We start from the raw sequence: 24,378 nt of genomic DNA on the forward strand, positions 1-24,378 counted from the left end.
GGTTGCGTGGGCCCGTGGTTGATCGGCCTCGGCGGCGTCATCCGACGGAGCCCCCTGCGGGCGGCGGAGAACCGTGAGTATGACCGTGCTCGCCGGCCCGGGCCGTCCGGTCGAGGAGGTGCCCGACCGCTTCCGCCACGATCCCGGGCTGCTCGGCCTGGATGAGGTGGCCCGAGTCGACCTCCTTGAACAGTCCGTCCGGCAGCGTCGCGACCCACTGCCGCTGGTGGGCGGTCATGGCAGTGCGCTGCTCACCGCGCCCCCTTTCGGGTCGGGATGGCGCGAGCAGCACGGTCGGGCAGGTCGGGAGTCCCGGCGGCTCGGCGCGGAACCGGGGGATGGCCGCGACCACGGCCCTGAGTTCCTTCCTGGTCTGCGCGATCCCTGTGGGGACGAAGTCCTCGGCGAGCATGGTCGCGTAGGTGTCGGCCGGAAACGCGCGCCGGGCGTTCCCGCTGGCCATGCGGGCGAGTGGGCGGAACCGCACCAGCGCCTGCGCCACAGCGAGCGCGCGGTCGACCTTCCTGGCGGTCTGGTCGAACCGGTCGTAGACGGGTGCGCTCTCCGGCGTCGGGTCGATCAGCAGCAGGCCGCGCAGCCGTGGGCCCAGGCTGTCCGCCGCGCGGCGCGCGACCAGCCCGCCCATGCTGTGCGCGACGAGCACCAGAGGGGACGACCGCGGAACCACTTCCTCGATCAGTGCGGCCAGGTCGGCGGCCATGTCGTCGATACCCGGCTGGCCCGAGGTCCGGCCGCTGCGACCGAACCCGGCACGGTCGTAGGCCACCAGTCGGGCGCGATCGGCCAGCAGCGCAGTACCGCGTCCCAACTGGTCCGGCCGAGGCCCGCTCCGGCCTCGAAGATCACCCAGTCGGTGCCCTGGCCCGACTCCTCGACATGGACGGAGCGCCCGTTCACTGCCACTGCCCGCCCGCTTGCCCGCCTCATCCGAGCCGCACCCCCATTACAGTTTCAATTTCGATAACGGTATCACTCGTGAAATAGTAGCGCCATGGACACCGCCGAACTGCTTCTCCACCCGGTACGCCTGCGCGTGGTGCACGCCCTGTCCGGTGGGCGCGAGCTCACCACCAGCGAGCTGTCCGTCCGGCTGCCCGATGTCCCGAAGGTGAGCGTCTACCGGCACGTGGCCCTGCTCGCGGAGGCCGGCTTCCTCGAAGTGGCCCAGGAGCGCCGCGTGCGCAATGTCGTCGAGCGCCGGTACCGGCTGCGCCGCGAGCGCCCCTCGATCGACGGCGAAGCGGCCGCGACCATGTCCCTGGACGACCACCGCCGCGGTTTCGCCGCCGCCATGGCCGTCCTCATCGCCGAGTTCAACGCTTACCTCGATCGCGAGGGCGCGAACCCGACCGCCGACTTGGTCTCCTACCGCCAGGGCACGCTCTGGCTCAGCCCGGACGAACTTACCGAGCTCCTCGGGGAACTGGTCGCCGTCCTGCAGCCCCGGCTAGGCAACCAGCCCAGCCCGGGCCGGGTGCCGCACCTGCTCAGCCCCGTTCTCTTCCCCACCGATCCCTCATCCTCCTGAGCGCTTCCGTCAACTGCAGGAGCCGATCGTGCCCGTCGTCGTCTTCCACCTCGTCAGATCAGTGACCCTGCTGCCTTCCGCGACATGGGCTCGCAGGCGCTCGACCTCAAGGTGCTGGGCGGCGATCCGGGACAGCGCGAGCTGCTTGAACGCCTTGAGTTCGGCGAGTTCGGCATCGCTTTGTTCGAGGCGCTTCTTGAGCGCCGCGTTGGCGTTCTTGAGCCGTTCCATCTGTGCGGCCTTCGGGTCTGGGATCGTTCCGGCCTGGTGAAGTGCGTCAAGGCGCTGGTCGAACTCCGCGGCCAGATGCTGGTAGGGCCCGGGCCGCGGGGTGCCGTCACGGTGCTTCTTCGGATAGAAGCCCGTGCGGGGCACCCCGGCCATGCGGGCGAGGGTCTTCAGGTCGGTGCTGCCGTCGGGCGGCACGTCCCCGCTGAGTAGACGTTCCATCGCGGCGCGGATGGCGTGCTCGTTGCGGGCCCGGGTCTCTTCGCTGATGCGTGCCATCTACCGGTCTCCTGTTCACGCGGTGGCGTCTATGGCGGCAAGGACCGCAAGGTCGCGGTCCAAGTCGGCTTGGAGCCAGGACTTTTCGACTTTCTGACGGCGGGCGAGGGAGCCGATGAACGTCTGCTTGGTTTGGGCGCTGGTGGCCCAGACGGGCCGGTGGCAGGGGTGGTGGGTGGCCTGGGGGCAGCGCGAGGAGTCACACATGCCCACCAGGGGCTTCGTGGCATCGGGGGTGCCGGCCAGTTTCAGGCACAGTGCCTTGGACGGGTCGATGAACCAGCAGTAGTTGGCCACCCCGAGGTGCAGGACCTCGGCGCGGGCGGCCAGGAGGTCGCGGACCTGCTGATCGCTGTCCACCACGACGGCGTCCTCGGCGCTCGTGCGAGCGAGCTGCCCGTCGACGCTTGCGCATGCCGTAGGCGTGGTCGTCGTGGGGCCAGCCGTCGAGGCCGGTGTGCTCGTCGGAGTAGGCGTCCCAGGCGTCGAGGATCTTCTCGCTGTCCCGTACGTAGTGGTCGAGGTGGCGCAGGAAGTCGCGGTGTGCGTGGTGGTCTCGGGTGAAGCTTCCCTGGGAAACTTCAGTGCTGGTGTGCCAGGGGTAGGGGTTGTGGGCTCGCGGAGGCCTGCGCTTTGGCCCGGCCTTGAGGGGGCCTGTTGCCGTCGCGGGCGGGTCTCAAGTCTCCGTTCGTCGGGTTGACCCGTGGTGGTCGCAGCGACGATGGAATATCGCGCGGTACTCCCTCGGCCGCTGGCCCGTATGTCTGGCAAAGATGCCGCTGAACGCCCCAGGGTCGCCGTACCCGACGTCGGCGGCGATGCTCGCGACGGTCCTGTCGGTCGTCTCCAGCAGGTGTCTGGCTCGACGCACCCGGACCGTCTGCAGGTACGCGAGTGGCGTCTCGCCGGCTTCGTCGCCGAAGCGGCGGAGCATGGTTCTCGTGCTTACGTGGAACTCCTGGGCGAGGGTGGGCAGGTCATAGCGAGCACTGAGGTTCTGGTCGAGCCACCGCTTGACGCTGAGCGAGAACTCCCTGCCCACAGTGGGTATGAGCCCCGGGTCGACATAGGGAGCCTGCGTGGAACGCGCATCATCGACAAGCGCGATACGCGCGGTGCTACGGGCGACGCGGGGGCCGTCGTGCTCGCGGATGAACTGCAGGGCGAAGTCGTACATGGCACTGAAGGCCGCTGTGGTCGTCACCCCCCGGTCGGTCACGACCAAGCTCTCCGGGCGGAGGCGCACGTCGGCGTACCGGCGGGCGAACTGATCCGCGAACAACCAGGACGTGGTCGCTTGGCGCCCGTCGAGCAGCCCGGCTTCAGCGACCAGGAAGGCGCCCACGCAGATCGATACGACAGCGGTCCCCGAGGCCGCCTGCGATCGAATCGACGCTGCTTCCGGTCCCAGGTTTGCGAGTGTCGCGTCGAGATCGAGGGTGGGCGAAAGCTCGAATCCCGGCACGATCAGGACGTCCACCGGGCGAACCGCCGAGACGTCGAGGACCGAGCCGCCGGCCGCGATCACACGACGCCGGGGCGAGATGACCGACGCCTCGTAGGCCGGCTTAACCGACCCTTGCGCCGCGGCGACGTGAGTTGCCATTACCAGGAGGTCAGGGACGCCGAATACCTCCGACGCGAAGCAGCCGGGGTAGGCCAGCACACCAACGCGCAGCGGACTCATGCGGCCCCTCCGGCACCTTCGAACGGGTGGCGATATTACCGTGATACGTGGCGATGCCGCCGCTTCTCAGAAGGGCGGCCGCTCGTCATCATCTCGGTCATGACAATCATGCGAGGACAGAGCGACCCCTTGGACGACTTCTCACGGAGAGCCGTCAGCGTCGATGACGTCGACAAGACCGTGTACGTTGCCGGGTCAGGACCGGCAGTCATCCTCATGCCTGAGATGCCGGGTATCAGCCCCGACGTCGCGCGGTTCGCGCGGTGGGTGCGTGATGCCGGCTTCTCCGTGTACCTGCCCTCTCTTTTCGGCGTCGACGGTGCCTATCCGCTCGCCGAGGCACGCGAGACCGTCGTTCGACGCGCCTGCGTCAGCGCCGAGTTCCGAGCCTTCGCCGGTGGCGGCACCAGCCCCGTCGTCACATGGCTGCGCGGCCTCGCCCGCCTGGCGCACGCCGAGCGTGGCGGGCCTGGCGTCGGCGCCGTCGGTCTGTGTTTTACCGGCAACTTCGCCTTGACCATGGCGCTCGAACCGGCTGTCATCGCACCAGTGGTCAACCATCCGTCGCTTCCGCTGGACGATCCCGGCGGTCTGGAGATCAGCGACGAAGACGCTGCCGCCGTGGCTGAACGCGTAGCGCGAGAGGGATTGAAGGTTCTCGCCTACCGCTTCGACAACGACAGGTGGTGCACTGGTCAGCGGTTCGCGGCTTACCGAGCGCTGCTCGGGGACGCATTCGACGGCCGCGTACTCAAAGCCGAGACGGCGAACACGAACCCTCCGCCCTTCTTCCGTGACGTCGTCGGTTGCGCCCACAGCGTCGTCACGGCACACCTCGTCGACCAGGACGGTCACCCCACCATGCAGGCCCGGAACGAGATCATCGCCTTCCTGGCCGAGCGGCTCGGGATGTGGGCTGAATGAGCCCTTGGCACTCCGGCACCTGGCGATGCGACAGAGCGCCGCCGCTTCCCGATGCGATCTGGTCGTCGACCTGGGGCACTCGTGACCGCCCCTCGGCGACCACGAGTGACACAGGCCACTCAGATTTCGATGACACACGCTCAATCTTCAGTGGCACAGGACATCGAGGCCCAGCGCGACTGGAACCACGTCCGGGCCGCACTTGTCCGGTGACAGTCGATCTTCCCTTTTGTCAGAGCGTGGTGGTGAACCGTTCTGTAGCTCGATGACCAGTGGCTTTCGGGTGGTGGCGGTGTCGGGGTGGCCGGCGGCGGGCTGCCAGGGGTGGTTGGTTCGATGCGGGAGGTGGCCGTTGCCGTCGGTGATCGCGTTGGCCGTCGGCGGAGGCCAGTTCACCGCCTTCCCAGGCTTGGACGATCGGTAGACGCATGTGGAAGTCCACCAGGCGGGCGTTGGCCCGGGTCAGGGTCTGGGCGCGCAGGTAGTTCTGCTCCACCCAGAACAGCCGGTCGCGCGACAGGGCGTCGACGCCGTCGTGGACGATCGGTTCGACTCCGACGTTGGTGGCCTCGGCGGTCAGGACGGCGGCCACCGACAGCGGGAGGTCGTCCATGCGGGAGTTGACCTCGGAGACGTGGGTGAAGTCGCCCAGGTAGGGCACCCAGGAGTCGACCTCCAGCACCATCTCGGGCAGTTCGACGGCGGGCATCCGGGCCGCGACGTCCTTGTGGAGCTCGACCGGGGAGGCGGGTTCGTCCAGGCGGTCCAGGCCGGTCAGGATGATGCGGTCGCGGCCGTTCTGCTGCTCGATCCGCACCGCGGGGTTGGCGGCCAGGCCATCGGCGAACTCGCGGTGGGCCGAGTCGAGGCGGTCGGTCCACTGGGCGAGGATGCGGTCCGGCTGCGGGTCGAGGTCCAGTTCCTCGCAGACCCGGGCGCGGGCGGCCTGCCAGGCGGTGTCGTCCAGCAGCCGGGCGTTGGGGTCGCCCCATTTGCGCAGGCCGGGCACGAAGACCTCGTGCCGGTGCAGGGCCGAGCGCAGGGCCTCGGTGCCGGCCACGACCAGGGCGCGTTTGTCGACGCTGCCCACGGGCATCGGCGGCGGGGGAAAGACCAGGCGGCGCCAGGCGGAGGTGAGGAACTTCGCCGGTACCTCCCACGCCTCGATCGGTCGGCGGCGGCCCTTGTGGGATTTCACGAAGGTGACCGCGTCCAGCACCGGCTGGCCGACGGGGCTGGCCTGGAAGGTGAAGGTCTTCAGCAGGTCGGGCAGGAAACACCCAGTTGCCCAGCCAGACGTAGGCCGCCCAGGACCACCGCAGCAGCAACAGCAGGATCAGGCCCGGGGCCAGGGTGGCGGCCGTGAGCGACCGGGCCATGAACGAGACGACCCGCGTGATCGCAAACACGAAGACCAGGTCGAAGAAGATCTCGAAGGAGATCACCCGGTGGGACTCGGCGGTCATCGCCGGGCGGCGCCACGAGGCGTCCCCACCGGCCAGGCGGAGCCGCCCTCGCCGGGACACTGACGCCGGTGCTCACGAGTGGTCCTGGGTGCGATGCGGCCGGCCGGGGAGCCGATTTTCCGCCGCCGCAGGGTCTTGAGTGCCCACCCCCGGTGACTCACCTCGCCGCGAGCAGGGGGGCGCCGACTCCGCGCAGCAGCGTGTCGACCACCACGTCGGCGGCCTGTGCGGGACTGAGGTCGGGCAGGTTCTCGGCGGCGTGCCGCATCAGCGGCGGAAGGAGCGCGGCCACCCAGCCGGGCGGCAGGTCGGAGCGCAGCAGTCCCTCGTCGGTCGCACGCCGCAGGAAGGCGTCGACCTGGTCAATCAGGCGTTGGCGGCGCTCGCGGATCGTCTCCTCGGCGTGCAGACGGCTGGTTTCCACAGGCCATTTCCGGTTGGCCGCGATGATCCCCTCGACGTAGCGGTGCAGCGCCACCGGGACCGGAGCCTGATCGAGCCTGGCGGCGTCAACGGCCTGCTCGACCGCGTCGTATCGGGCCTGGTAGACGGCGGCCAGGAGTTCTTCGCGGGAGGCGAAGCGCCGGTAGACGGTGCGCCGGTCCACGCCCGCCTCCGCTGCGATGGCGGCGATGCTCGCCGAGGCATCGTCGGCGAGCATCCGGGCCCCGGTGCTCAGGACAAGTTCGAGGTTGCGCGCTGCGTCGGCTCTCATGGTCACGAGTATACACACTCAAGAGGCAGATAGACTAATTGCTGCCACACTCTTGTGCCATGCTTAGATCTAAGTGCTACATTGATGAGGCGGTTGGCGAAGCCCTTCGCCCCGGGACCGAGAGGACGATCATGATCACCTACGACAAGCTGTTCATCGGCGGCACGTGGACCGAGCCGAGCGGCCCGGACCTGCTCGACATCCTGTCCCCGCACGACGAGTCGCTCGTCGGGCGCGCCGCCCAGGCCCGGCCGGCCGACGTGGACCGTGCGGTGGCCGTCGCCCGCGCGGCCTTCGACGAGGGGACCTGGCCGAACACTCCGCCGGCCGAGCGGATCGCGGTGCTGCGCCGCCTGAACGCCCTACGCGAGGCCCGCGCCGAGCAGATCGCGGCCGTGATCACCGCGGAGAACGGCTCCGCCGGCTGGTTCACCCGCGCCGGGCAGCCGAGCCTGACCCGGCAGGCCAACGCCTACCTGAAGGCGGCCGAGGACCTGGCGTGGGAGGAGAACCTGACTCCCACCGACCCCGCGGCCACCGTGCGCAGCGTGGTGCGCCGCGAGGCGATCGGCGTCGTGGCCGCCGTCATCCCGTGGAACTCGCCGTTCTCCGCCTCCCTGGCGAAGATCATTCCGGCGCTGCTGGCCGGCAACACGGTCATCCTGAAGGTCTCACCGGAGAACTCCCTGAGCATGGGCCTGCTCGCCGACCTGCTGGCCGAGTGCGGGCTGCCCACGGGCACGATCAGCGTGCTGCCGGCCGACCGCGAGACCAGCGAGCACCTGGTGTCCCACCCCGACGTCGACAAGATCGCGTTCACCGGTTCGACCGGCGCCGGGCGCCGGATCGCCTCCATCGCTGGTCAGCAGCTCAAGCGCGTCAGCCTGGAGCTCGGCGGCAAGTCCGCCGCCATCGTCCTGCCCGACGCCGACCTGGCGAAGTTCACAGCCGGCCTGGCCTTCTCCTGCCTGCTCAACAACGGCGAGGCGTGCATCGCCCAGACCCGCATCCTCGCCCCGCGCAGGCGCTATGAGGAGGTCGTCGCCGCCGTCAAGCAGGTCGTCGAGTCGCTGAAGGTCGGCGACCCGCAGGACCCGGACACCTTCATCGGCCCGATGATCCGCCGCGACCAGCAACAGCGGGTGCGCGACTACATCGAGATCGGCATCAAGGAAGGCGCACGCCTGGTCACCGGTGGCCCGCAGGTGCCGGTCGGCCTGGAACAGGGCTACTACGTCACCCCGACCGTCTTCGCGGACGTCGACAACGCGATGCGGATCGCCCAGGAGGAGATCTTCGGCCCGGTGCTGGTCGTCATCGCCTACGAGGACGAGGACGACGCCGTGCGCATCGCCAACGACTCCGAGTATGGCCTGTCCGGCGGCGTGTGGTCCGCCGACGAGCAGCACGCCCTGGCCATCGCCCGCCGCATTCGCACCGGCACCGTCACGATCAACGGCGCCCCCGTCGGCTTCGACGGCCCGTTCGGCGGCTTCAAGGCCAGCGGCCTGGGCCGCGAGTACGGCTTCGCCGGCCTGAACACCTACCTCGAATACAAGACCGTCACCATCTGATCACCCGTCGAACAGGGGGCCGCGGGCACGCGGCCCCCGACTGGAGGCGTGCCCCACCATGTCCACCGCCCTTACCCCCGCGCCCGCAGCGGCGCCGCACACTCCCCTCGAACACGACAGGCGCCCCGGCGTCAACGCGGCCATGAGCGCTCTGGTCCTCGCCGTGCTGCTGGCCGCCCTCGATCAGACCATCGTCTCCACCGCGCTGCCGCGCATCGCCTCCGACCTCAACGGCTTCGCGAACATCGCCTGGGTCAGCGCCGCCTACCTGCTGGCCTCGACCGCCGTCACCCCGCTGTGGGGCAAGCTCGGCGACATGGTCGGCCGCAAACGCCTGTACCTGTCGGCGACGGCGCTGTTCCTGGTTGCCTCGGCCGCGTGCGGCCTGGCACAGAACCTCCCCCAGCTCATCGCGGCCCGCGCGGTGCAGGGCGTGGGCGGCGGCGGCATGATCGTGCTGACCTTCGCCCTCGTCGGCGACATCGTCGCCCTCGCCGAACGCGGCCGCTACCAGGGCATGTTCGGCTCCGTCTACGGCGTGGCCAGCATAATCGGCCCGCTACTCGGCGGCGTCTTCACCGACGATCTGTCCTGGCGCTGGGCGTTCCTGATCAACCTGCCCGTCGGCGCCGTCGCCCTGCTGCTGGCCGCCCGGGTACTGCCGAACGCAGCACGCGCCGCCACCGCCCGCATCGACTACGCCGGCGCGACCCTCCTGGCCTCCATCGCCACCGCCCTCGTCATGGTCACCTCCTTCGGCGAACGCTGGGGCTGGGGCTCGCCGCGAATTGCCGGGCTGATTTTCGCCGCCGTTGCGCTCAGCGCGCTGCTGGTGCCGGTGGAGCGGCACGCGTCCGCCCCCATCCTGCCGCCGGCCATGCTGCGCTCGCGCACCGTGGTCCTCGGCTCGCTGATCGGCTTCGCGGCGAACGTCGCAATGTTCAGTGTGCTGATTTACCTGCCCACCTACCTTCAAGTGGTGCACGGTGTGTCGGCCACCCTCTCCGGCGTGCACCTGCTGCCGCTGGTCGGCGGCCTGGTCGTCACCCAGACGCTCGCCGGACGCCAGACCGCCCGCCCCGACCGGGTCGGGGTGATCCTGATCGCCGGCATGGCCCTCAACGTCGTCGGACTACTCCTGCTCGCCACCATCGGCGCCGGCACAAGCACCCTGGTGCTCAGCGCATACTTCCTGGTCACCGGCGCCGGCATCGGCATGGTGCCCATGGTCGTCCTGACCGCAGTACAGAACTCGGTCCCCGCCGCGGACATCGGCGCCGCCAGCGCCGCAGTCACCTTCGCCCGCTCCACCGGCGCAGCCTTCGGCGTCGCGATCTTCGGCACCCTGCTGAACGTGGGTCTGGCCGACCGACTGCACGACGCGGCGCACCGAGGCATCCACGTGCCGAGCGGAATCGACCCGACCCAGACCGACACGGTTGATTCGCTGCCGCCCATCGCCCGCCAAGCCGTCCTCGACGCCTTCGCCCACGCCACCGCCACCGGCTTCCTGTGGATCACTGCGTTCGCCATCGTCGGCACCCTGCTGGCCATGTTCCTTACCGCGCGCTCCCGCCAGTCGAACTGAGCAAGCGGCAGGGTCGGCCCGATGCGTACGCATCGGGCCGACCCTGCCGAGTAGTGAACGGGCTGGCCGGCGGCCGCCGCCAGCCTTCCATCGGCGACCCGTAATGCGTGGTCGAGGTACAGCCTGCCGGGTGGCGCCAGCAGATTCGGGCAGCGCCCTCGGGTGGTCGGCCTGCTGAGGCCGGTTGGCTCCCCGCCGTCGGGTTCTCCGACCGGATCGGACACGTCAGCCCAGTGCCGGCGGCCAGTCTGTTCGTCGACGACCGCGGAGAGTACATCAGCGCCGCGCAGCGCCGAGGTATGCACCGCCGCTTATTCATAGGCGCAACCGCGCCGAGAGAACACCGTCGTCTCCATCGCCAAACTCCTCGGCGTCTCCCGCAGCACCATCTACAAGTACGTTCCTGAGCTCAAGGAAGGCCGGCCCGCCCTGGCAGGGGCGGGGGCTTCGGCGCTGCCGCACCCCACTGAGCCACACGAATAAGGAGCAGGGGCTCGCAGGGGCAGTCCGGATCACTGTCCGTCAAAAGTTTTGACAGCAACGCCGGCTTTCTGCGCCGTTCCTACCGGACCCCCGAACTCGGCCAGGGCCAAGGCTCCGGCGCGAGCCCAGAGGGGGCCGCCCGCAGCAGCGGCGATGGCGATCGGTGCCGGGAACGCGGCCGCATCGCGACGGCCAGTGGTGTCCCCTTCGAGGAACTACAGCGGGAGGCTAAGGCTGCCCGCGTTCGGAAGAGAGAGGGGCATGCCAATGCAGGGGAGGACCAGGATGCCGTGAAGCGTCGCACGCTGCTGGGCGGGGCGGCTATCAGCGTGAGCGCGGCTGCCGAGCCCTGGGGGCGACTCGCCTTCGCTCTCAGCAAGGGCTCTAAGATCGATTCGTCCTCCGCTGTCGCGCTCATCGACCAGGCCGCTGAACTGCACGTCCAGGAACTCAATCTCAGCGCCTGGCGACTACAAAGCACAGTCGAGTCGCACCTTGACGCGATCACCGCGGCTCTGCCTCGTGCCGGCGAGCACGAACGGGCTCTCGCCATCGCCGCTGGAGAAACCGCGGCCTTGGCCGGTTGGGTGGCCTGGGACCTGGGCGAGCACGACAAAGCCGACGCCTACTACAGGGTCACTTCGCAGTGCGCGGCGACCGCCGGACACCCTCCACTCCGGGCCCTGGCTCTGACCTACGCCAGCTACGGCGCTTCGTCGCCGAAGGCGAAGTTGGAGTTCCTTTCCCAAGCGGCCAACGACGTGCGAGGCCACGGCAACGCTACGGCTGCCGCCTGGGTCCTCGGCAGGCACGCGCAGGAAGCCGCGGCGGTCGGCGACGAGACGGGGGCGCTCCGGGCGTTGGAGCGAGCGCGCTTCGCCTACGACTTTGCGGATCACACCAGCGAGCAGGCGTGGGTCCGGTTCGTGACCCCGTACCGCATGGACTCGTTGGCCCTCTCCGTATACGGACAGTTGGGGCGTCCTGAACTCACCGTTACAGCCGACACCGCGGTCGGCCGCCTCGGAGACGAACTGTCGGATGGGGGTGTCGTGGTTCTCGGTGATCTCGCTTCGGCCCTGCTGCGTGGAGGTGACGTTGACCAAGGCGTCTACGTGTCACGCCAGTTCGCCGCAGCGGCTCAGGCCAAGCCCAACACGATGGGCAAGGAGCGCGCCGCGACTATCGCAGCGTCGCTTCCCGACAGCGAGCAGGAACTTGGCCTTCACCTGCGGCAGTTCGCTTCCTGACCCCCCGCGCGGCACACGGGCAAGCTCAGGATGCGAACGCCGTCGTATGACCTGTCGGCCGTCAGTCGCGTGCCGTCTCCTCGACAACCCAGGACAGGTACGCCTCCGACCCACCACTCACGGGCAGCGTGATCCACTGGGGAACGTCGTACGGGTGCTGCTCGTGCAGCCACGCCTCCAGTGCCGGGAGACGGTCCGTCGTAGTCATGTACGAGATCCGCCACTCCTGCGCCGTCTCGACCTTCCCCTTCCACCAATAGAAGGCGGTGATCGGCGCATCAACGTGAACGCCCGCTGCCAGCTTGCTCTCGACCGCGCCCCGGGCCAGCGCCTTCGCCTGATCCTCGTCGTCGCTGGTCGTCTGCGCAATCACAATATCGTTGGCCATACAACTACCTCTCCAGCTCGGATACCGCGACTCTACCCAGCCGTCAAGGGCACACGTCACGCTGCTGAAACAGCTCCGTCCCTTGCCCGTGCCGGACTTTCCGCTCGACAGACCCGAACGTTCATACGGGTCGCCGAGTGATCGAGGCGGCGACGTCCCTGTCTGAGGGTGATCGCGGGTGGTTGCGGCATCGACATGCGGAACTCCGCGAGTGGTGGGAGCACAGGCCCGCAGGCACGCCCGAATGCGTCGTGCACGGCGCGTGGGTCGGCAACGTCGACCGCACGGCGGCCCGGCCGCTACTGATGGACTTCAAGCTGGTCTCTGTCGGGCCCTCGGAGTGGGATCTCGTCTCTACGGCGGTCAAGATGACGACGACCGGCGCGGTCACCGAGGCCGAGTACGCCGAGTTTCGCGAGACGTACGGACTCTGTTGCTCAATTCGTCTGGGCTCGGGGACCGCTGATGCGCGAGGGTGACTTGCCCGGTTCTTGACGTTCTGGTGGTGACGCTGCGGGCACGGGAGGTGCTGACGAACCAGATGCTCAGGAATAAGGAGTTGCGGACGGCGGCCCAGCTGACCGAGGAGCTTGGAGACCCGTTGCCGCGTTGCAGGCCGTTAGCCTGTCGGTATGTCAGAGCGTGTCATGCCCGGTCGCACGGACGGCCTGATCACCCTGAGTGCCGCGGACGCTCTGTGGGTCGACTTGACGGCCGACAGTGCTGTGCCGACGGCTTCTGGGGCATTCACCTGCTCTCCTGCCCATGCCCGGGCGGGCTACGTCCTGCTCGGCGGCCATGTGGTGGCGACGGTGAGGGCGAGCGGCGGTCAGTGGAGTGTTCCGGAGGCTCAGGTGCGCCGGGCGGCCGCGGAACTGAACGCGGTGGGAATGGACCGGCAGGACCTGGTCCGCATCGGTCCGTTTCGTGGGGCGCCGAGGCAGGAGTACAACGAGGAAACGCCGCTGCGTTGGCGCCGGCGCATCACGCGGGAACTGCAGGAGCCGGGCGGCCCCGCGCGGGCAGCAAGATGTGAAGTCGGCCGGCCGTACCATCTGGCGGGGATCGACTGGCGACAGATACTCGTGGAGCAGACCCGCGACGGGACGCAGCGCACGTGGTGGCTGCCGCGCGCCGTGGTCAGGCTGCTGGACGCGGCCGAGCACGCCGAAACGCAGTGGGTGCAAGCCGCGCGGACCCGCCAGGCAGGCGCAGCCGTCACCGAGCCGCCGTCCTACCCCCGGCAGGCCCGAGACGCCGGCGGTCGGCAGACGACGAGCCCCGAGGGCCCCACCGCCTCACTGCGCCCGTACAACAAAGAGCTGGAAGGCCAGCTGTACTCGGTGCTCAGCAGGAAGCCCGGTACCTCCCGCAGGGTGGCTGGGTGGGCGTGCGCTGTCTGCCGCACTGCGCCCGCCACAGTCCTCGACCACTGCCACGAACACGGCTACGTCCGCGCCCCCCTCTGCCAGTCCTGCAACACACTGGAACGCCCCGACCACCTGTACAGCAACGACATCCGCGTGGCGAACCGCTACACACGCCTCTTCCACACCGACACCGACGACTGGCTCCGCCACTGGCACCGCTGCCCCGGCTGCCGCGCACGCACCACCCTGCCCCTGCCCCACCTCGCCGCATGGACCGCCCACACAGCCTGCCGATCACTGCGCCCGACCCACCCCGCTCCCCGCGGGCGCACACCCTGCGGTGTCCTGCGCGTGTCCTGGACGGGCAGTCACCAGGCGCCCCGTTCCTGCCTGCTCACGGTCGCCGTCGACTTCTGCCCCTCCGGCGAGCACCGTGTCCTGGCGCGAGTCCCCTACCGCGAAGCCGCCGAGCGGTTTCGCACCTGGCTGGCCGAGACGGCCCCTGCCGTGGCCGCCGCGGCCGGTCCTGACCGCCTGGACGGCCTCCCTGCCCAGTTCCGGCCAGTCATCGTGGACACCAGCGGCGAGGGCCCAGCACTGTTCTGAGCGAGCACCGGGAGACCTGACGCCCCTACGTCACCTCGCAGCTGCCGGCCCCGACACGGTCACGCCCACACGCCCCAGCGAAATGCGCAGCAGAGTCCGTACGCATGCTGCGTGCCCACGTGGAACGCTTCGACGTGGCACCTGATGGCCGACTCTTCCGGAACGAGGCTGGCAACTACGTCGACGCTGCCGCATACGGCAAGACGTGGGCGCGGGCCCGGGAACACGCCCTGACTCGCCCGGAGCGCACCTCTGACCTGGCTAAGCGACCTTACGATCTCCGGCACGCGGGGATCTCGTTCTGGCTCTACTCCGGAGTGGACCCGGCCGAATGCGCCCGCCGCGCCGGCCAAAGCATCGAGGTTCTCTTCCGTCACTACGCCAAGTTCCTCGACGGCGTTCGAGAACAGGCGAACTGCCTCATCGAGCAGTCGATGCAGGAGTGGGGGCGTGTCAGCCAAGGCGAAGCAACCGAGGGCTGAAGCGTGGGTTTGGTCCGTGACTGGTCCGGAAGTACTGGTCAGGAGCGGTACAGATGCGGGAGGAATTGGGAGTTAGCACGCAAGCCGGGCTCGGCCGAGAGTAAGCTGAGGGAAAGGCGCCTGACGGGTGAAAGACCAGGTCAGGCGCCTTTTTTCGTGCGCCTAGAAGAAGCCCAGCTTCTTCGGCGAGTACGACACCAGAAGATTCTTGGTCTGCTGGTAGTGCTCCAGCATCATCTTGTGGGTCTCGCGGCCGATGCCGGACTGCTTGTAGCCGCCGAACGCCGCGTGTGCGGGGTAGGCGTGGTAGCAGTTCGTCCACACCCGGCCCGCCTGGATCGCACGGCCCGCGCGGTAGGCGGTGTTGATGTCACGCGTCCATACGCCGGCTCCGAGGCCGTACGGCGTGTCGTTGGCGATCTTGACGGCGTCATCGAAGTCGTCGAACGACGTGACTGAGACGACCGGGCCGAAGATCTCCTCCTGGAAGATCCGCATCCGGTTGTCGCCCTCGAAGATCGTCGGCTGAACGTAGTAGCCGCCTTTCAACTCCCCGTCGTACTCGACGCGTTCACCGCCGATGAGGATCCGGGCGCCTTCCTTCCGGCCGATGTCCAGGTAGGAGAGGATCTTCTCCAACTGGTCGTTGGAGGCCTGCGCGCCGATCATCGTGTCGGTGTCGAGCGGGTGACCCGGCTTGATCAGCTCGGTGCGGGCGACCGCTGCCTCCAGGAACTCGCCGTAGTGACCGCGCTGGACGATCGCCCGGGACGGACATGTGCACACCTCGCCCTGGTTGAGTGCGAACATGGTGAAGCCTTCGAGCGCCTTGTCCCGGAAGTCGTCGTTATTGGCCCAGACGTCGTCGAAGAAGATGTTCGGGGACTTACCGCCGAGTTCCAGGGTGACAGGCTTGATGTTCTCCGAGGCGTACTGCATGATCAGCCGCCCCGTCGTCGTCTCACCCGTGAACGCCACCTTCGCCACCCGCGGACTGGACGCGAGCGGCTTGCCCGCCTCCACCCCGAAGCCGTTGACGATGTTGACGACGCCCGGCGGCAACAGATCCGCGATCAGGCTCATCCAGTAGTGGATGGACGCCGGGGTCTGCTCGGCGGGCTTGATGACGACCGCGTTCCCCGCCGCCAGCGCCGGGGCGAGTTTCCAGACCGCCATCAGGATGGGGAAGTTCCACGGAATGATCTGCGCGACGACCCCGAGCGGCTCGTGGAAGTGATAGGCGACGGTGTCGTCGTCGACCTCGCCGAGCGAACCCTCCTGGGCGCGGATCGCCCCGGCGAAGTAACGGAAGTGGTCGATGGCGAGCGGGATGTCGGCGGCCAGCGTCTCGCGTACCGGCTTGCCGTTCTCCCAGCTCTCGGCGACCGCCAGCTTCTCCAGGTTCGCCTCCATCCGGTCGGCGATCTTGAGCAGGATGTCGCCCCGCGCAGTGACAGAGGTGCGGCCCCAGCCGGGCGCGGCCGCGTGCGCCGCGTCAAGCGCCCGCTCCACGTCCTCCGCGGAGCCCCGCGCGACCTCCGTGAACGGCTGCCCGTTCACCGGGCTCGGGTTCTCGAAGTACTGCCCGCGAGCCGGCGCTACGTACTCGCCGCCGATGAAGTGGTCGTAACGCGCCTGGTAGGAGACGATCGCGCCCTCGGTGCCGGGCGCCGCGTAACGGGTCATGCTGGTGTGCCTCCCGGAGAAGCGCTGCCCGCCGTTGGGCAGCTCTCGCCGCGAGGCTAGGAGCGAGGACGTTGCAACGACGTTGCGGACGCGGGCAGTCCTCCCTGCCTGTCGTGGGGGCGGCCCCGCCCGGCGGGCGTCATGGGGCGCGGTCGGCCCGGCGGTGCGGCCTGCTCGGATTCCAGCTCGTCCAGGCGCGCCTTCACCGCCGCCGTCGGGTGTACGGCGGCCAGCGCCCGCCATACGTCGAGGTCGTCCTCGCCCCACGGGGCGCGCGCCCAGTCCGCCAGCAGGTCGGGGTCACGACGGGCGATGAGCGCCGTACGCAGCCCGTCGGCGAGTCGGCGCCGCAACCGCACCACCGCCGGGGCTCCCGAACCCGGCAGCAGCGGACCGGCGTACGCCGCCGCGGCGGCCGTGACCGCACCCGCGCCGAGCCGTCGTTCCACGACCGCGACATCGGACTCGACCGGCGCGGTCAGCCGGTAGGGGCGCGAGGCCAGCAGGTCGGGGCCGAGGAGTCGACGCAAGCGGGTCAGCTCGGCGCGCAGCGTCACTGGCGTCACCGACTCGTCCTCGTACAGCGCGCACAGCAACTCGTCGCCCGTCAGCCCCTCAGGGTGTCCGGCCAGCAGCACCAGGATCTCGCTGTGCCTGCGACTGAGCCCGACCTTCCGGCCGCCCATGACCAGTTGAGCCTCGTCGCGACCGAGCGCGGTCAGTTCTACCGTGTCGGTCGCCGCATCCGCCGGCGCGAGCAACGCCAGCTGGGACTCGGCGGCTCGCGCCACCGCCTGGACGAAACCGAGGCTGTGCGGATGCGCGAGCCAGTCCCCGCCGGTGATGTCCACCGCGCCGAGCACCCGCCCGGTACGCGGATCGTGCACCGGAGCCGCCGCGCACGTCCAGGGCTGGACCCGACGAATGAAGTGCTCGGCCGCGAACACCTGCACCGGCCGGTCGACGGCGACCGCCGTTCCCGGTGCGTTCGTGCCGACCGAGGTCTCCGACCAGCGTGCACCCGGCACGAAGTTCATCCGCCCCGCCTGCCGTCGGGTCTCCGGGTGTCCTTCGACCCACAGCAGCCTGCCCTGCGCGTCGCATACCGCCAGCAGGTGTTCGCCGTCCGACGCGAACGTCCCCATGAGCTCCCGGAAGAGCGGCATCACCCGGGCCAGCGGATGCTCCGCCCGATAGGAGCCCAGGTCGCCGTCCGTGAGCTCTACCGTCGCGGTCCCGTCCGGTACGACACCGGCCCGCGCCGAACGCCGCCACGAGTCGGCCACCACGGAGCGCACCGGCCGCGGCACCGTGCCCGCCTCCGTGAACGCCTGGTGCGCGCGGTGCAGTGTCCGTACCCGCTCGACGGGATCGGCCCCGGGTTCCAGTGCCACCCACGGATTGGTCAACTCGGCCTCCCGGAAGGCGATGCGGCTGGGACCATCGTCACTCCCGGTACGGGCGCGGACAAGCGTTGTGACCGTGCTCCTCACGCGGCGCTCACCTTATCGCGCATGGCCCGGATCCAGCGGCGGCCTTCACTGTCAGGCGAGGTTGACGAGCCTTATGTAGCGGGTCCAGTCCCAGTTCGGCCCCGGATCCGTGTGGTCGGTGCCCGGTACTTCGTAGTGGCCGATGATGTGCGCCCGGTCCTTGGGGATGCTGTAGTTCGTGCAGATCGCGGCTGTCAGCTTGGCCGACTCCTCGTACAGCGCGTTGGTGAAATAGGAGGGCTGATCCACCCAGCCCTCGTGTTCGATGCCGATGCTGCGGGTGTTGTAGTCCCAGTTCCCCGCGTGCCAGGCGATGTCGTGCTCCCTGACGCACTGGGCGACATGTCCGTCGGCCGATCGCACGAGGTAGTGCGCGGACACCTGCTTGTGGGGGTTCTGGAAGATGGAAACGGTCTTGGAGTAGGTCTCCTGCGTGACGTGAATGACCACGTAGTCGAGTGGATAGGCCGTCGGTCGGCTGGACGCCGTGTAGTTGGAGGTGCTCGCCGGTGCCCATTCGGCGAGCGCATAGTCGACGGCCGCGGCCTCTGCCGTGCCCTCCGTGCCGGGGAGTAACGCGTAGGGCAGGGCTGCGAGGGCGGCGCCCTTGAGCAGCCGTCGCCGACTTGGGAACGATCTTGCCCGTTCCATGGGGTGATTGCCTTTCGGTGGTGGGAGACGCTTCGTTGGTGAGGTGAGGTGAGGTGAGGTGAGGTGAGGTGAGGTGAGGTGAGGTTCCGCCCCTCTCAGCGGCGCAGCGTCGCGGCTGTCTCGCGCAGCTGTGCGTGCAGACCGCGATGTGTCTCGCGCGGGGGCAGCCATTCCTTGCGGAGCTTGGCGACGCACGTGTAGTTGGTGTCGCAGACGTTGGCGAGCGGCGACTCGACCGCCTGCGTCGCGAACTGGTATGCGTCCAGCTCACTGAATCCGTAGTCGCGCACCAGCCACTGCACCAGGTCGAGCTGCGATATGCGGAACGCGTCCTCCAGCGGGCGCGCCGAGCCGGTCGAGATGATGTGTGTGTCGGACTCGATGCGCGGCCAAGGAGTGGCGACTTCCTTGAGCAGCTCGACGATCACCACGGTGTTCATGGCGCACTCGACGGCCACTCCACACGTCTCGCCCTCCCCCTGCCGCGCGTGTCCGTCACCGAGGCTCAACAGGGCGCCCTCGACATTCACCCCGAGGAAGCAGGTGACGCCAGCCCGCATCTCCGGAGTGTCCATGTTTCCGCCGTGAGCGTCCGGCACCAGCGCGGAGCGCACCTCCAGATTCGCCGGCGCCACACCGACGGTGCCGTGCATCGGATCCATGGGCAGCGCGATCTGGATGTCACTGTCACGCGCGCGGAAGAGCGCGGTGCGCCGCTCCCGGTCGAGCTGCCAGATCCACACGGTCTCCGGCAACGGCGGCTGCAGCGTGGCCGTGGAGTGCGTCGAGGTGAGCGCGCCGAACAGCGGTACCGTCGTCGAGGCCGCCCAGTCGCGGGCCGGCTCGATCGAGACGAAGTGCACCGCCACCGTGTCGCCCGGCTCGGCGCCCTCCACGTGGAAGGGGCCGGTCTGCGGATTGAGGAACGGGAACTCGCACACCTCGGACACAAGATCCTTCTCGGAGCGCACCCGCCCGGCGAAGCAGTCCTCGGTGTACAGATCGAGCACTGTGCCCGGCGCGATGCGTGACACAGGCGGCGCGCCGCCGAACGTCCAGGCGTACTCGCCCGGTTCGGGCCGAACGGTCAGGATCCGGGGGTCACTCATGGCTGCACTGCTCCGCTCTGCCGAAGGTCGGGGGAGGAGATCTCGTCGAGGTGGACACCGGCGGTCTCGGATATGCGTCCCGGGTGGCGGCGCAACAGGACGATCTGTACCACGACTCCGGCCATCATCCGGACTCCGACGACGGGTCCCGTGTAGGACACGGGGGCGGTCAGTTCGGAAACGAAGTCGAAGAACGGTAGACCCGCGGCGGTCAGTGGCGCGGGGACGAACGCGACGCTGCCCAGCAGCGGGAACAGCAGATGCCGTACTGGTTTGAACAACTCGCGCCTGCGGCGCAGGAAGTAGCCCGCACAGGCGAAGTTCACCACGGTGTACACACCGATGGCGACCGTGGCGAACTCCGTCGCGCGCAGCAGGAACTCAGCACGGACAGGGGCAGACTGCCGCCCGCGAAGGCCGCAGCCGACGGAATGGACGCGGCGACCGCCGTGGCCGGTGCCAGGGCCGTGATGCTCTGGAACTGGACCGCGCGCAGTCCGACGGCCTCGCGCCGCAGTCCCGGAACCGCTTCTCCCGACACGTGAACCCCCCAATTCGCCTGGCACACGGCAACCGGTCCGAGTCCGACGGCTGCGCCTCGCGTGAATCACGGTACGGCGCTTGCCGGTTGGGCCGGAACGGCAGGCGTGCGGCGGTGGAGAACTCCGGGATTGTGGACAACTCGGTCACCCGTGAGGGGGAAGAGCAACCTGAGTACTGCGTCCCGCCCGCGATTACTGCGCCCCGACCGCCTCAAATGCTCTGCTTACCGGTGGACTACGACCGCCCCGCGACCCCCGCCGGATCATCCAGCACCGCTCGCACCACCGAGTGGGCAGCCCCCAGCAGCGGGCCCTCAGGCCCCAGCCGTGAGACGGACACGGCACAGACGGGACCCGCGGTGCGCCGCGCCAACTCGCCCTCCAGCGAGGGCAGCAGCCATGGCGCGAGGCCGGAGAGCGCTCCTCCCAGCACGACGGTCTCGGGATCGAGCAGGTTGACGGCGCCGGTCAGCGCGATACCGAGCGCGGTTCCGGCGTCGCGCAGGGCACGTCGTACCTCCGCATCGCCCCGGGCGGCGCGCTCGGCCAGCAGTCCGACGCGGTCCTCGCCCGGCTCCAGACCGGCCGCGCGCAGCACGGCCTCCTCACCCGCGTACTGCTCGAGGCAGCCGCGTCCGCCGCACGGGCACTGAGGCCCTTCCGGTCGCACCGGCACATGCCCCAGCTCACCCGCGAACCCGCGCGTTCCGCGCAGCAACCGTCCGTCCACGAGCACTGCCGCACCGATGCCGATCTCCGCGGACACATGCAGGAAGTCGCGCGGGGTGGCATCGCCGAGCCAGAGTTCCGCGAGGCCGCCGAAGTTGGCCTCGTTGTCCACGGTCAGCGGGAGATCCCCGGGCAGTAGCGCGCCGAGGTCCGTGTCGTGCCAGTCGAGGTTGGGAGCGCGGACCACGGTCCGGGCGTCGCGGGCCACCAGGCCGGGTACCGCGACCGCAAGGCCCGCGGGCCACAGCCCCTCCCGTTCGGCCTCGGCGACGACCTGACGCACCAGCGCGCTCAGTTCCTGGAGCACCGGCTCGGGCGGCCGACCGCGGTTCGTGCCGTGCCGCACCGCCCGCGCCCGTATGTCACCGCGCAGATCGACCGCGCATACGGCCAGATGGTCGACGCCCACCTCCGCGCCTATCCCGGAGGGGCCGCGCCCGCTGACGGCGAGTGCCGAGCCCGGCCGCCCCACCCGGCCGGGCCGCTCGGGGCCCAGCTCTTCGAGGAGCCCCGAGCGGATCAGCTCGTCCACCAGCGTGGAGACCGCCGCCCGTGTCAGACCGATGCGCGAGGCGACGGCGGCGCGCGACAGTGGCCCCTCCGCGCTCACGGTGTGCATGACACGGGAGAGGTTGCGGCGGCGCATGCCCTGTTGGGTGTCGGGCAGCCGACGGCCGGAACCGGTCGGGTGGGCCTCGTGCAGCGGTGCGGTCATGCCTCCGTCAGTCCTCGTCCGGCCGGTCCCCCTCGGGGCTGTCCTTGTCCGTGCTCGCTCAGTTCCCGTTCGGCTCCCGCTCCAGGAGCGGGGCCGCGTCGGAGAGTACCCCGGCGATCCTCGCGAGCGTCTCCTCGTCCCGCTCCACGGCGTCGAGCACCGGCCCGCGGGCCGTGTCCCAGCGGCGGGCGACCGCGGCCGGGTCCTCGCCGGTCAGCAGGCCTGCGGCCTGGGCGGCGGCTCCCAGCGCGACCAGTTCCTTGGCCTCGGGCACCTGAACCGGACGTCCCGACAATCGGCGTACGGTCTCCTGCCAGGCCGTTCCGCGGGCGCCGCCGCCGATGAGAAGCAGCGGCGCGGAGCGGTCGGCGTCCGGGTCGAGCACCAGGTCGAGGGCGCCGAGGAGCGAGTGGACCGCGCCGTCGTACGCCGCCTGCAGCAGTTGCCCGCCCGTCGTGTCGTGCCGTAGTCCGTGCAGCAGCCCCGAGGCGTTCGGAAGGTCGGGGGTGCGCTCGCCGTCCAGGTAGGGGAGCAGGGTCACGCCCGTGCCCGCTTCGACGGCCTCGCGGTCCAGTCCCAGCAGGGCGGCGACGCGGTCGACGGCGAGCGTGCAGTTCAAGGTGCAGGCCAGCGGAAGCCAGTCGCCGCGCGCGTCGGCGAAGCCCGCCACGGTGCCGGTCGGGTCGGCGGGGCGCCGCGTCGAGACGGCGTACACCGTGCCGGAGGTGCCGAGGCTCAGCACCGCGGTACCGGGGCGCAGCCCGAGACCGAGCGCGGCGGCCGCGTTGTCACCGGTGCCGGCGGCGACCAGCGTTCCCCTGGAGAAGGGCAGCTCATCACGGGCGTGCACGGTGCCGGCCACCTCGCCGGGCCGGACGATGCGGGGGAGCAGGGCCGGGTCGAGTCCGACGTGCGCGAGGACCTCCTGGTCGTACGTCTCGGTCCCGGACGCCCACCAGCCCGTACCGGAGGCATCCCCGCGGTCGGTCGTGCCCTCTCCGGTGAGCCGTTGGGTGAGGTAGTCGTGGGGCAGCCGTACGGCCGCCGTCGCGCGTACGGCGTCGGGTTCGTTCTCGGCCAGCCAGGCCCACTTCGTGACCGTGAAGGAAGGGCCGGGCACGCTGCCCGTGCGCTCGGCCCAGGCCTTCGGGCCGCCCAGCTCCTCGACCAGTCGCCGGGCCTGCGGCGCCGAGCGCACGTCGTTCCACAGCAGGGCCGGGCGTACGGGATCGCCCTGGGCGTCGAGCGTGACGAGCCCGTGCTGCTGGCCGCCGATCGACACCGCCGCGGCCTCGTGGGCCGCCTCGCCGCACTGGTGCAGCGCCGCGCGGAGCGCGTCCCACCACTGCCGCGGGTCGCTCTCGCGGCCCGCCCCCGTGGAGACGGTGTGCGGCGCCTGTCCGCTCGCCACCACCCGTCCGGTCGATGCGTCGACGACCAGGGCCTTGGTGGACTGGGTGGATGTGTCCACCCCGACGACGAGCGGACCCTCGGCTGCTGACATCGGGCTCTCCCTCTTCCGCGGCTCCGCGGGATCTGTCCTGGTTGGGGCTCCCCGGACCGGTGTGGCCCAGGTTTCGCACTTCGTCTCTTCCCAGAGATGCCTTCGCATACTAATTTGTTAACCGCCATGACGAAATAGTCGGAGCTAGCAAGGAGCCGCGGCATGAACTACCAGCCCACCCCCGAGGACAGGTTCACCTTCGGCCTGTGGACCGTCGGCTGGCAGGGAAGGGACCCGTTCGGCGACGCCACCCGGCGCGCCCTGGACCCGGTCGAGTCGGTACAGCGCCTGGCTGAGCTGGGTGCTTACGGGGTGACCTTCCACGACGACGACCTGATCCCCTTCGGGTCCTCGGACAGTGAGCGCGAGTCGCACATCAAGCGCTTCCGCCAGGCCCTGGACGCGACCGGCATGCGGGTGCCGATGGCCACCACCAACCTGTTCACGCACCCCGTCTTCAAGGACGGCGCGTTCACCGCGAACGACCGGGACGTGCGCCGCTACGCGCTGCGCAAGACGGTCCGCAACATCGACCTCGCGGTCGAACTCGGCGCCCAGACGTATGTCGCCTGGGGCGGCCGTGAGGGTGCCGAGTCCGGTGCCGCCAAGGACGTACGCGTCGCCCTCGACCGCATGAAGGAGGCCTTCGACCTCCTCGGCGAGTACGTGACCTCCCAGGGCTACGACCTGAAGTTCGCGATCGAGCCGAAGCCGAACGAGCCGCGCGGCGACATCCTGCTGCCCACCGTCGGCCACGCGCTCGCCTTCATCGAGCGCCTGGAGCGCCCGGAGCTGTACGGCGTCAATCCCGAGGTGGGCCACGAGCAGATGGCCGGGCTGAACTTCCCGCACGGCATCGCACAGGCCCTGTGGGCGGGCAAGCTCTTCCACATCGACCTCAACGGCCAGTCCGGCATCAAGTACGACCAGGACCTGCGCTTCGGTGCCGGCGACCTGCGCTCCGCGTTCTGGCTGGTCGACCTCCTGGAGAGCGCCGGATACGCGGGCCCGAAGCACTTCGACTTCAAGCCGCCGCGGACCGAGGACTTCGACGGGGTGTGGGCGTCGGCCGCCGGCTGCATGCGCAACTACCTGATCCTGCGGGAGCGTTCGGCCGCCTTCCGGGCTGACCCCGAGGTGCAGGAGGCGCTGCGCGCATCGCGCCTCGACGAACTGGCGCAGCCCACTGCGGCGGACGGCCTGACGGGGCTGCTCGCGGACCGTGCCGCCTTCGAAGAGTTCGACGTGGAGGCGGCCGCCGCGCGTGGGATGGCCTTCGAGCGTCTGGACCAGCTGGCCATGGACCATCTGCTGGGCGCACGGGGCTGATCGTGTCCCGGTGAGGCCCGTGCCCGTCTCC

At 69.8% G+C, this 24,378-nt stretch carries 22 protein-coding genes and 3 pseudogenes; 10 read left to right on the forward strand and 15 right to left on the reverse strand.

Features of this window, described 5'->3' with window-relative positions; all coding sequences use genetic code 11:
• Positions 1-37 precede the first annotated feature (37 nt).
• The gene (locus OG747_RS42225; RefSeq protein ID WP_405884624.1) at positions 38-829 is read right to left on the reverse strand and encodes an alpha/beta fold hydrolase; all 792 of its coding nucleotides are present in this window, start codon (positions 827-829) and stop codon (positions 38-40) included.
• A 183-nt stretch (positions 830-1,012) separates the two neighbouring features.
• Between OG747_RS42225 and OG747_RS42230 the strand changes: the two genes are divergently transcribed.
• The gene (locus tag OG747_RS42230; protein WP_405884625.1) at positions 1,013-1,549 is read left to right on the forward strand and encodes a helix-turn-helix domain-containing protein; all 537 of its coding nucleotides are present in this window, start codon (positions 1,013-1,015) and stop codon (positions 1,547-1,549) included.
• A 9-nt stretch (positions 1,550-1,558) separates the two neighbouring features.
• Here the strand turns inward: OG747_RS42230 and OG747_RS42235 are convergent, their stop codons facing one another.
• From OG747_RS42235 to OG747_RS42245, 3 genes are all read right to left on the reverse strand, one after another.
• On the reverse strand, positions 1,559-2,056 hold the full coding sequence (locus tag OG747_RS42235) for a hypothetical protein (protein ID WP_405884626.1): 498 nt from the start codon (positions 2,054-2,056) through the stop codon (positions 1,559-1,561).
• Positions 2,057-2,071: 15 nt separating this feature from the next.
• Complete coding sequence (locus tag OG747_RS42240) at positions 2,072-2,419, reverse strand: hypothetical protein (protein ID WP_405884627.1); 348 nt, start codon at positions 2,417-2,419, stop codon at positions 2,072-2,074.
• Positions 2,420-2,732: 313 nt separating this feature from the next.
• The gene (locus OG747_RS42245; protein WP_405884628.1) at positions 2,733-3,743 is read right to left on the reverse strand and encodes a GlxA family transcriptional regulator; all 1,011 of its coding nucleotides are present in this window, start codon (positions 3,741-3,743) and stop codon (positions 2,733-2,735) included.
• A 99-nt stretch (positions 3,744-3,842) separates the two neighbouring features.
• On the opposite strand from OG747_RS42245, the gene OG747_RS42250 reads away from it, so the two are divergent.
• Entirely contained in the window at positions 3,843-4,667 is an 825-nt protein-coding gene (locus tag OG747_RS42250) for a dienelactone hydrolase family protein (RefSeq protein WP_053751392.1), read from the forward strand.
• Positions 4,668-4,899: 232 nt separating this feature from the next.
• On the opposite strand, the gene OG747_RS42255 is transcribed toward OG747_RS42250, so the two are convergent.
• The 3 genes and pseudogenes from OG747_RS42255 to OG747_RS42265 all read right to left on the reverse strand — a co-directional run bounded on the left by OG747_RS42255 (position 4,900) and on the right by OG747_RS42265 (position 6,848).
• Positions 4,900-5,865 (reverse strand): Tn3 family transposase, encoded by a 966-nt coding sequence (locus OG747_RS42255; RefSeq protein ID WP_405884629.1) that lies wholly within the window; start codon positions 5,863-5,865, stop codon positions 4,900-4,902.
• A 79-nt stretch (positions 5,866-5,944) separates the two neighbouring features.
• Positions 5,945-6,133 (reverse strand): annotated as a pseudogene (locus OG747_RS42260) (low temperature requirement protein A); the annotation flags it as partial.
• A 157-nt stretch (positions 6,134-6,290) separates the two neighbouring features.
• Positions 6,291-6,848, reverse strand: a complete 558-nt coding sequence (locus OG747_RS42265) for a TetR/AcrR family transcriptional regulator (RefSeq protein ID WP_329537201.1) — start codon at positions 6,846-6,848, stop codon at positions 6,291-6,293.
• A 131-nt stretch (positions 6,849-6,979) separates the two neighbouring features.
• Here OG747_RS42265 and OG747_RS42270 point away from each other — a divergent pair, with 131 nt between their 5' ends.
• From OG747_RS42270 to OG747_RS42285, 4 genes and pseudogenes are all read left to right on the forward strand, one after another.
• Positions 6,980-8,422, forward strand: coding sequence for an aldehyde dehydrogenase (locus tag OG747_RS42270; protein ID WP_405884630.1), 1,443 nt, complete (start codon positions 6,980-6,982; stop codon positions 8,420-8,422).
• A gap of 58 nt (positions 8,423-8,480) precedes the next feature.
• Positions 8,481-10,010 (forward strand): MDR family MFS transporter, encoded by a 1,530-nt coding sequence (locus OG747_RS42275; RefSeq protein ID WP_405884631.1) that lies wholly within the window; start codon positions 8,481-8,483, stop codon positions 10,008-10,010.
• Positions 10,011-10,358: 348 nt separating this feature from the next.
• Positions 10,359-10,493: pseudogene (locus OG747_RS42280) on the forward strand (helix-turn-helix domain-containing protein); the annotation flags it as partial.
• Positions 10,494-10,669: 176 nt separating this feature from the next.
• Positions 10,670-11,743, forward strand: a pseudogene (locus OG747_RS42285) (transcriptional regulator); the annotation flags it as partial.
• A 61-nt stretch (positions 11,744-11,804) separates the two neighbouring features.
• On the opposite strand, the gene cutA reads toward OG747_RS42285, so the two are convergent.
• On the reverse strand, positions 11,805-12,131 hold the full coding sequence (cutA, locus tag OG747_RS42290; protein ID WP_329371257.1) for a divalent-cation tolerance protein CutA: 327 nt from the start codon (positions 12,129-12,131) through the stop codon (positions 11,805-11,807).
• A gap of 137 nt (positions 12,132-12,268) precedes the next feature.
• Here cutA and OG747_RS42295 point away from each other — a divergent pair, with 137 nt between their 5' ends.
• From OG747_RS42295 to OG747_RS42305, 3 genes are all read left to right on the forward strand, one after another.
• On the forward strand, positions 12,269-12,610 hold the full coding sequence (locus OG747_RS42295) for a hypothetical protein (protein WP_405884632.1): 342 nt from the start codon (positions 12,269-12,271) through the stop codon (positions 12,608-12,610).
• Positions 12,611-12,763: 153 nt separating this feature from the next.
• Positions 12,764-14,107 (forward strand): endonuclease domain-containing protein, encoded by a 1,344-nt coding sequence (locus tag OG747_RS42300; RefSeq protein WP_405884634.1) that lies wholly within the window; start codon positions 12,764-12,766, stop codon positions 14,105-14,107.
• Between the two features lie 104 nt (positions 14,108-14,211).
• On the forward strand, positions 14,212-14,589 hold the full coding sequence (locus OG747_RS42305) for a hypothetical protein (protein WP_405884635.1): 378 nt from the start codon (positions 14,212-14,214) through the stop codon (positions 14,587-14,589).
• Positions 14,590-14,751: 162 nt separating this feature from the next.
• On the opposite strand, the gene OG747_RS42310 is transcribed toward OG747_RS42305, so the two are convergent.
• The 7 genes from OG747_RS42310 to xylB form a co-directional block, all read right to left on the reverse strand.
• A complete protein-coding gene (locus OG747_RS42310) occupies positions 14,752-16,275 on the reverse strand; it encodes an aldehyde dehydrogenase family protein (RefSeq protein WP_405884636.1) in 1,524 nt (507 codons plus the stop codon).
• Between the two features lie 56 nt (positions 16,276-16,331).
• A complete protein-coding gene (locus OG747_RS42315) occupies positions 16,332-17,684 on the reverse strand; it encodes a GAF domain-containing protein (RefSeq protein ID WP_405885982.1) in 1,353 nt (450 codons plus the stop codon).
• Between the two features lie 135 nt (positions 17,685-17,819).
• Positions 17,820-18,419, reverse strand: a complete 600-nt coding sequence (locus tag OG747_RS42320; RefSeq protein WP_405884637.1) for an N-acetylmuramoyl-L-alanine amidase — start codon at positions 18,417-18,419, stop codon at positions 17,820-17,822.
• Between the two features lie 95 nt (positions 18,420-18,514).
• Positions 18,515-19,528 (reverse strand): acetamidase/formamidase family protein, encoded by a 1,014-nt coding sequence (locus tag OG747_RS42325; RefSeq protein ID WP_405884638.1) that lies wholly within the window; start codon positions 19,526-19,528, stop codon positions 18,515-18,517.
• Positions 19,525-19,866, reverse strand: a complete 342-nt coding sequence (locus OG747_RS42330) for a hypothetical protein (protein ID WP_405884639.1) — start codon at positions 19,864-19,866, stop codon at positions 19,525-19,527. Before OG747_RS42330 ends, OG747_RS42325 begins: the two co-directional genes overlap by 4 nt.
• 439 nt (positions 19,867-20,305) lie before the next feature.
• Positions 20,306-21,514, reverse strand: coding sequence for an ROK family protein (locus OG747_RS42335; protein WP_405884640.1), 1,209 nt, complete (start codon positions 21,512-21,514; stop codon positions 20,306-20,308).
• A 58-nt stretch (positions 21,515-21,572) separates the two neighbouring features.
• Positions 21,573-23,018, reverse strand: a complete 1,446-nt coding sequence (gene xylB, locus OG747_RS42340; protein WP_405884641.1) for a xylulokinase — start codon at positions 23,016-23,018, stop codon at positions 21,573-21,575.
• Positions 23,019-23,180: 162 nt separating this feature from the next.
• Here xylB and xylA point away from each other — a divergent pair, with 162 nt between their 5' ends.
• A complete protein-coding gene (gene xylA, locus OG747_RS42345; RefSeq protein WP_405884642.1) occupies positions 23,181-24,347 on the forward strand; it encodes a xylose isomerase in 1,167 nt (388 codons plus the stop codon).
• The last annotated feature ends 31 nt before the right edge of the window (positions 24,348-24,378 follow it).

This window comes from Streptomyces sp. NBC_01384 (assembly GCF_045040035.1).
Classification (GTDB): Bacteria; Actinomycetota; Actinomycetes; order Streptomycetales; family Streptomycetaceae; genus Streptomyces.

Coding starts and splice junctions, on each gene's coding strand:
- xylB (WP_405884641.1), bottom strand. CDS start 23,018: ATGTCAGCAGCCGAGGGTCCGCTCGTCGTCGGGGTGGACACATCCACC.
- cutA (WP_329371257.1), bottom strand. CDS start 12,131: ATGGCCAACGATATTGTGATTGCGCAGACGACCAGCGACGACGAGGAT.
- OG747_RS42275 (WP_405884631.1), top strand. CDS start 8,481: ATGTCCACCGCCCTTACCCCCGCGCCCGCAGCGGCGCCGCACACTCCC.
- OG747_RS42230 (WP_405884625.1), top strand. CDS start 1,013: ATGGACACCGCCGAACTGCTTCTCCACCCGGTACGCCTGCGCGTGGTG.
- OG747_RS42245 (WP_405884628.1), bottom strand. CDS start 3,743: ATGAGTCCGCTGCGCGTTGGTGTGCTGGCCTACCCCGGCTGCTTCGCG.
- OG747_RS42270 (WP_405884630.1), top strand. CDS start 6,980: ATGATCACCTACGACAAGCTGTTCATCGGCGGCACGTGGACCGAGCCG.
- OG747_RS42325 (WP_405884638.1), bottom strand. CDS start 19,528: ATGAGTGACCCCCGGATCCTGACCGTTCGGCCCGAACCGGGCGAGTAC.
- OG747_RS42235 (WP_405884626.1), bottom strand. CDS start 2,056: ATGGCACGCATCAGCGAAGAGACCCGGGCCCGCAACGAGCACGCCATC.
- OG747_RS42335 (WP_405884640.1), bottom strand. CDS start 21,514: ATGACCGCACCGCTGCACGAGGCCCACCCGACCGGTTCCGGCCGTCGG.
- OG747_RS42250 (WP_053751392.1), top strand. CDS start 3,843: ATGACAATCATGCGAGGACAGAGCGACCCCTTGGACGACTTCTCACGG.
- OG747_RS42305 (WP_405884635.1), top strand. CDS start 14,212: ATGCTGCGTGCCCACGTGGAACGCTTCGACGTGGCACCTGATGGCCGA.
- xylA (WP_405884642.1), top strand. CDS start 23,181: ATGAACTACCAGCCCACCCCCGAGGACAGGTTCACCTTCGGCCTGTGG.
- OG747_RS42310 (WP_405884636.1), bottom strand. CDS start 16,275: ATGACCCGTTACGCGGCGCCCGGCACCGAGGGCGCGATCGTCTCCTAC.
- OG747_RS42300 (WP_405884634.1), top strand. CDS start 12,764: ATGTCAGAGCGTGTCATGCCCGGTCGCACGGACGGCCTGATCACCCTG.
- OG747_RS42320 (WP_405884637.1), bottom strand. CDS start 18,419: ATGGAACGGGCAAGATCGTTCCCAAGTCGGCGACGGCTGCTCAAGGGC.
- OG747_RS42265 (WP_329537201.1), bottom strand. CDS start 6,848: ATGAGAGCCGACGCAGCGCGCAACCTCGAACTTGTCCTGAGCACCGGG.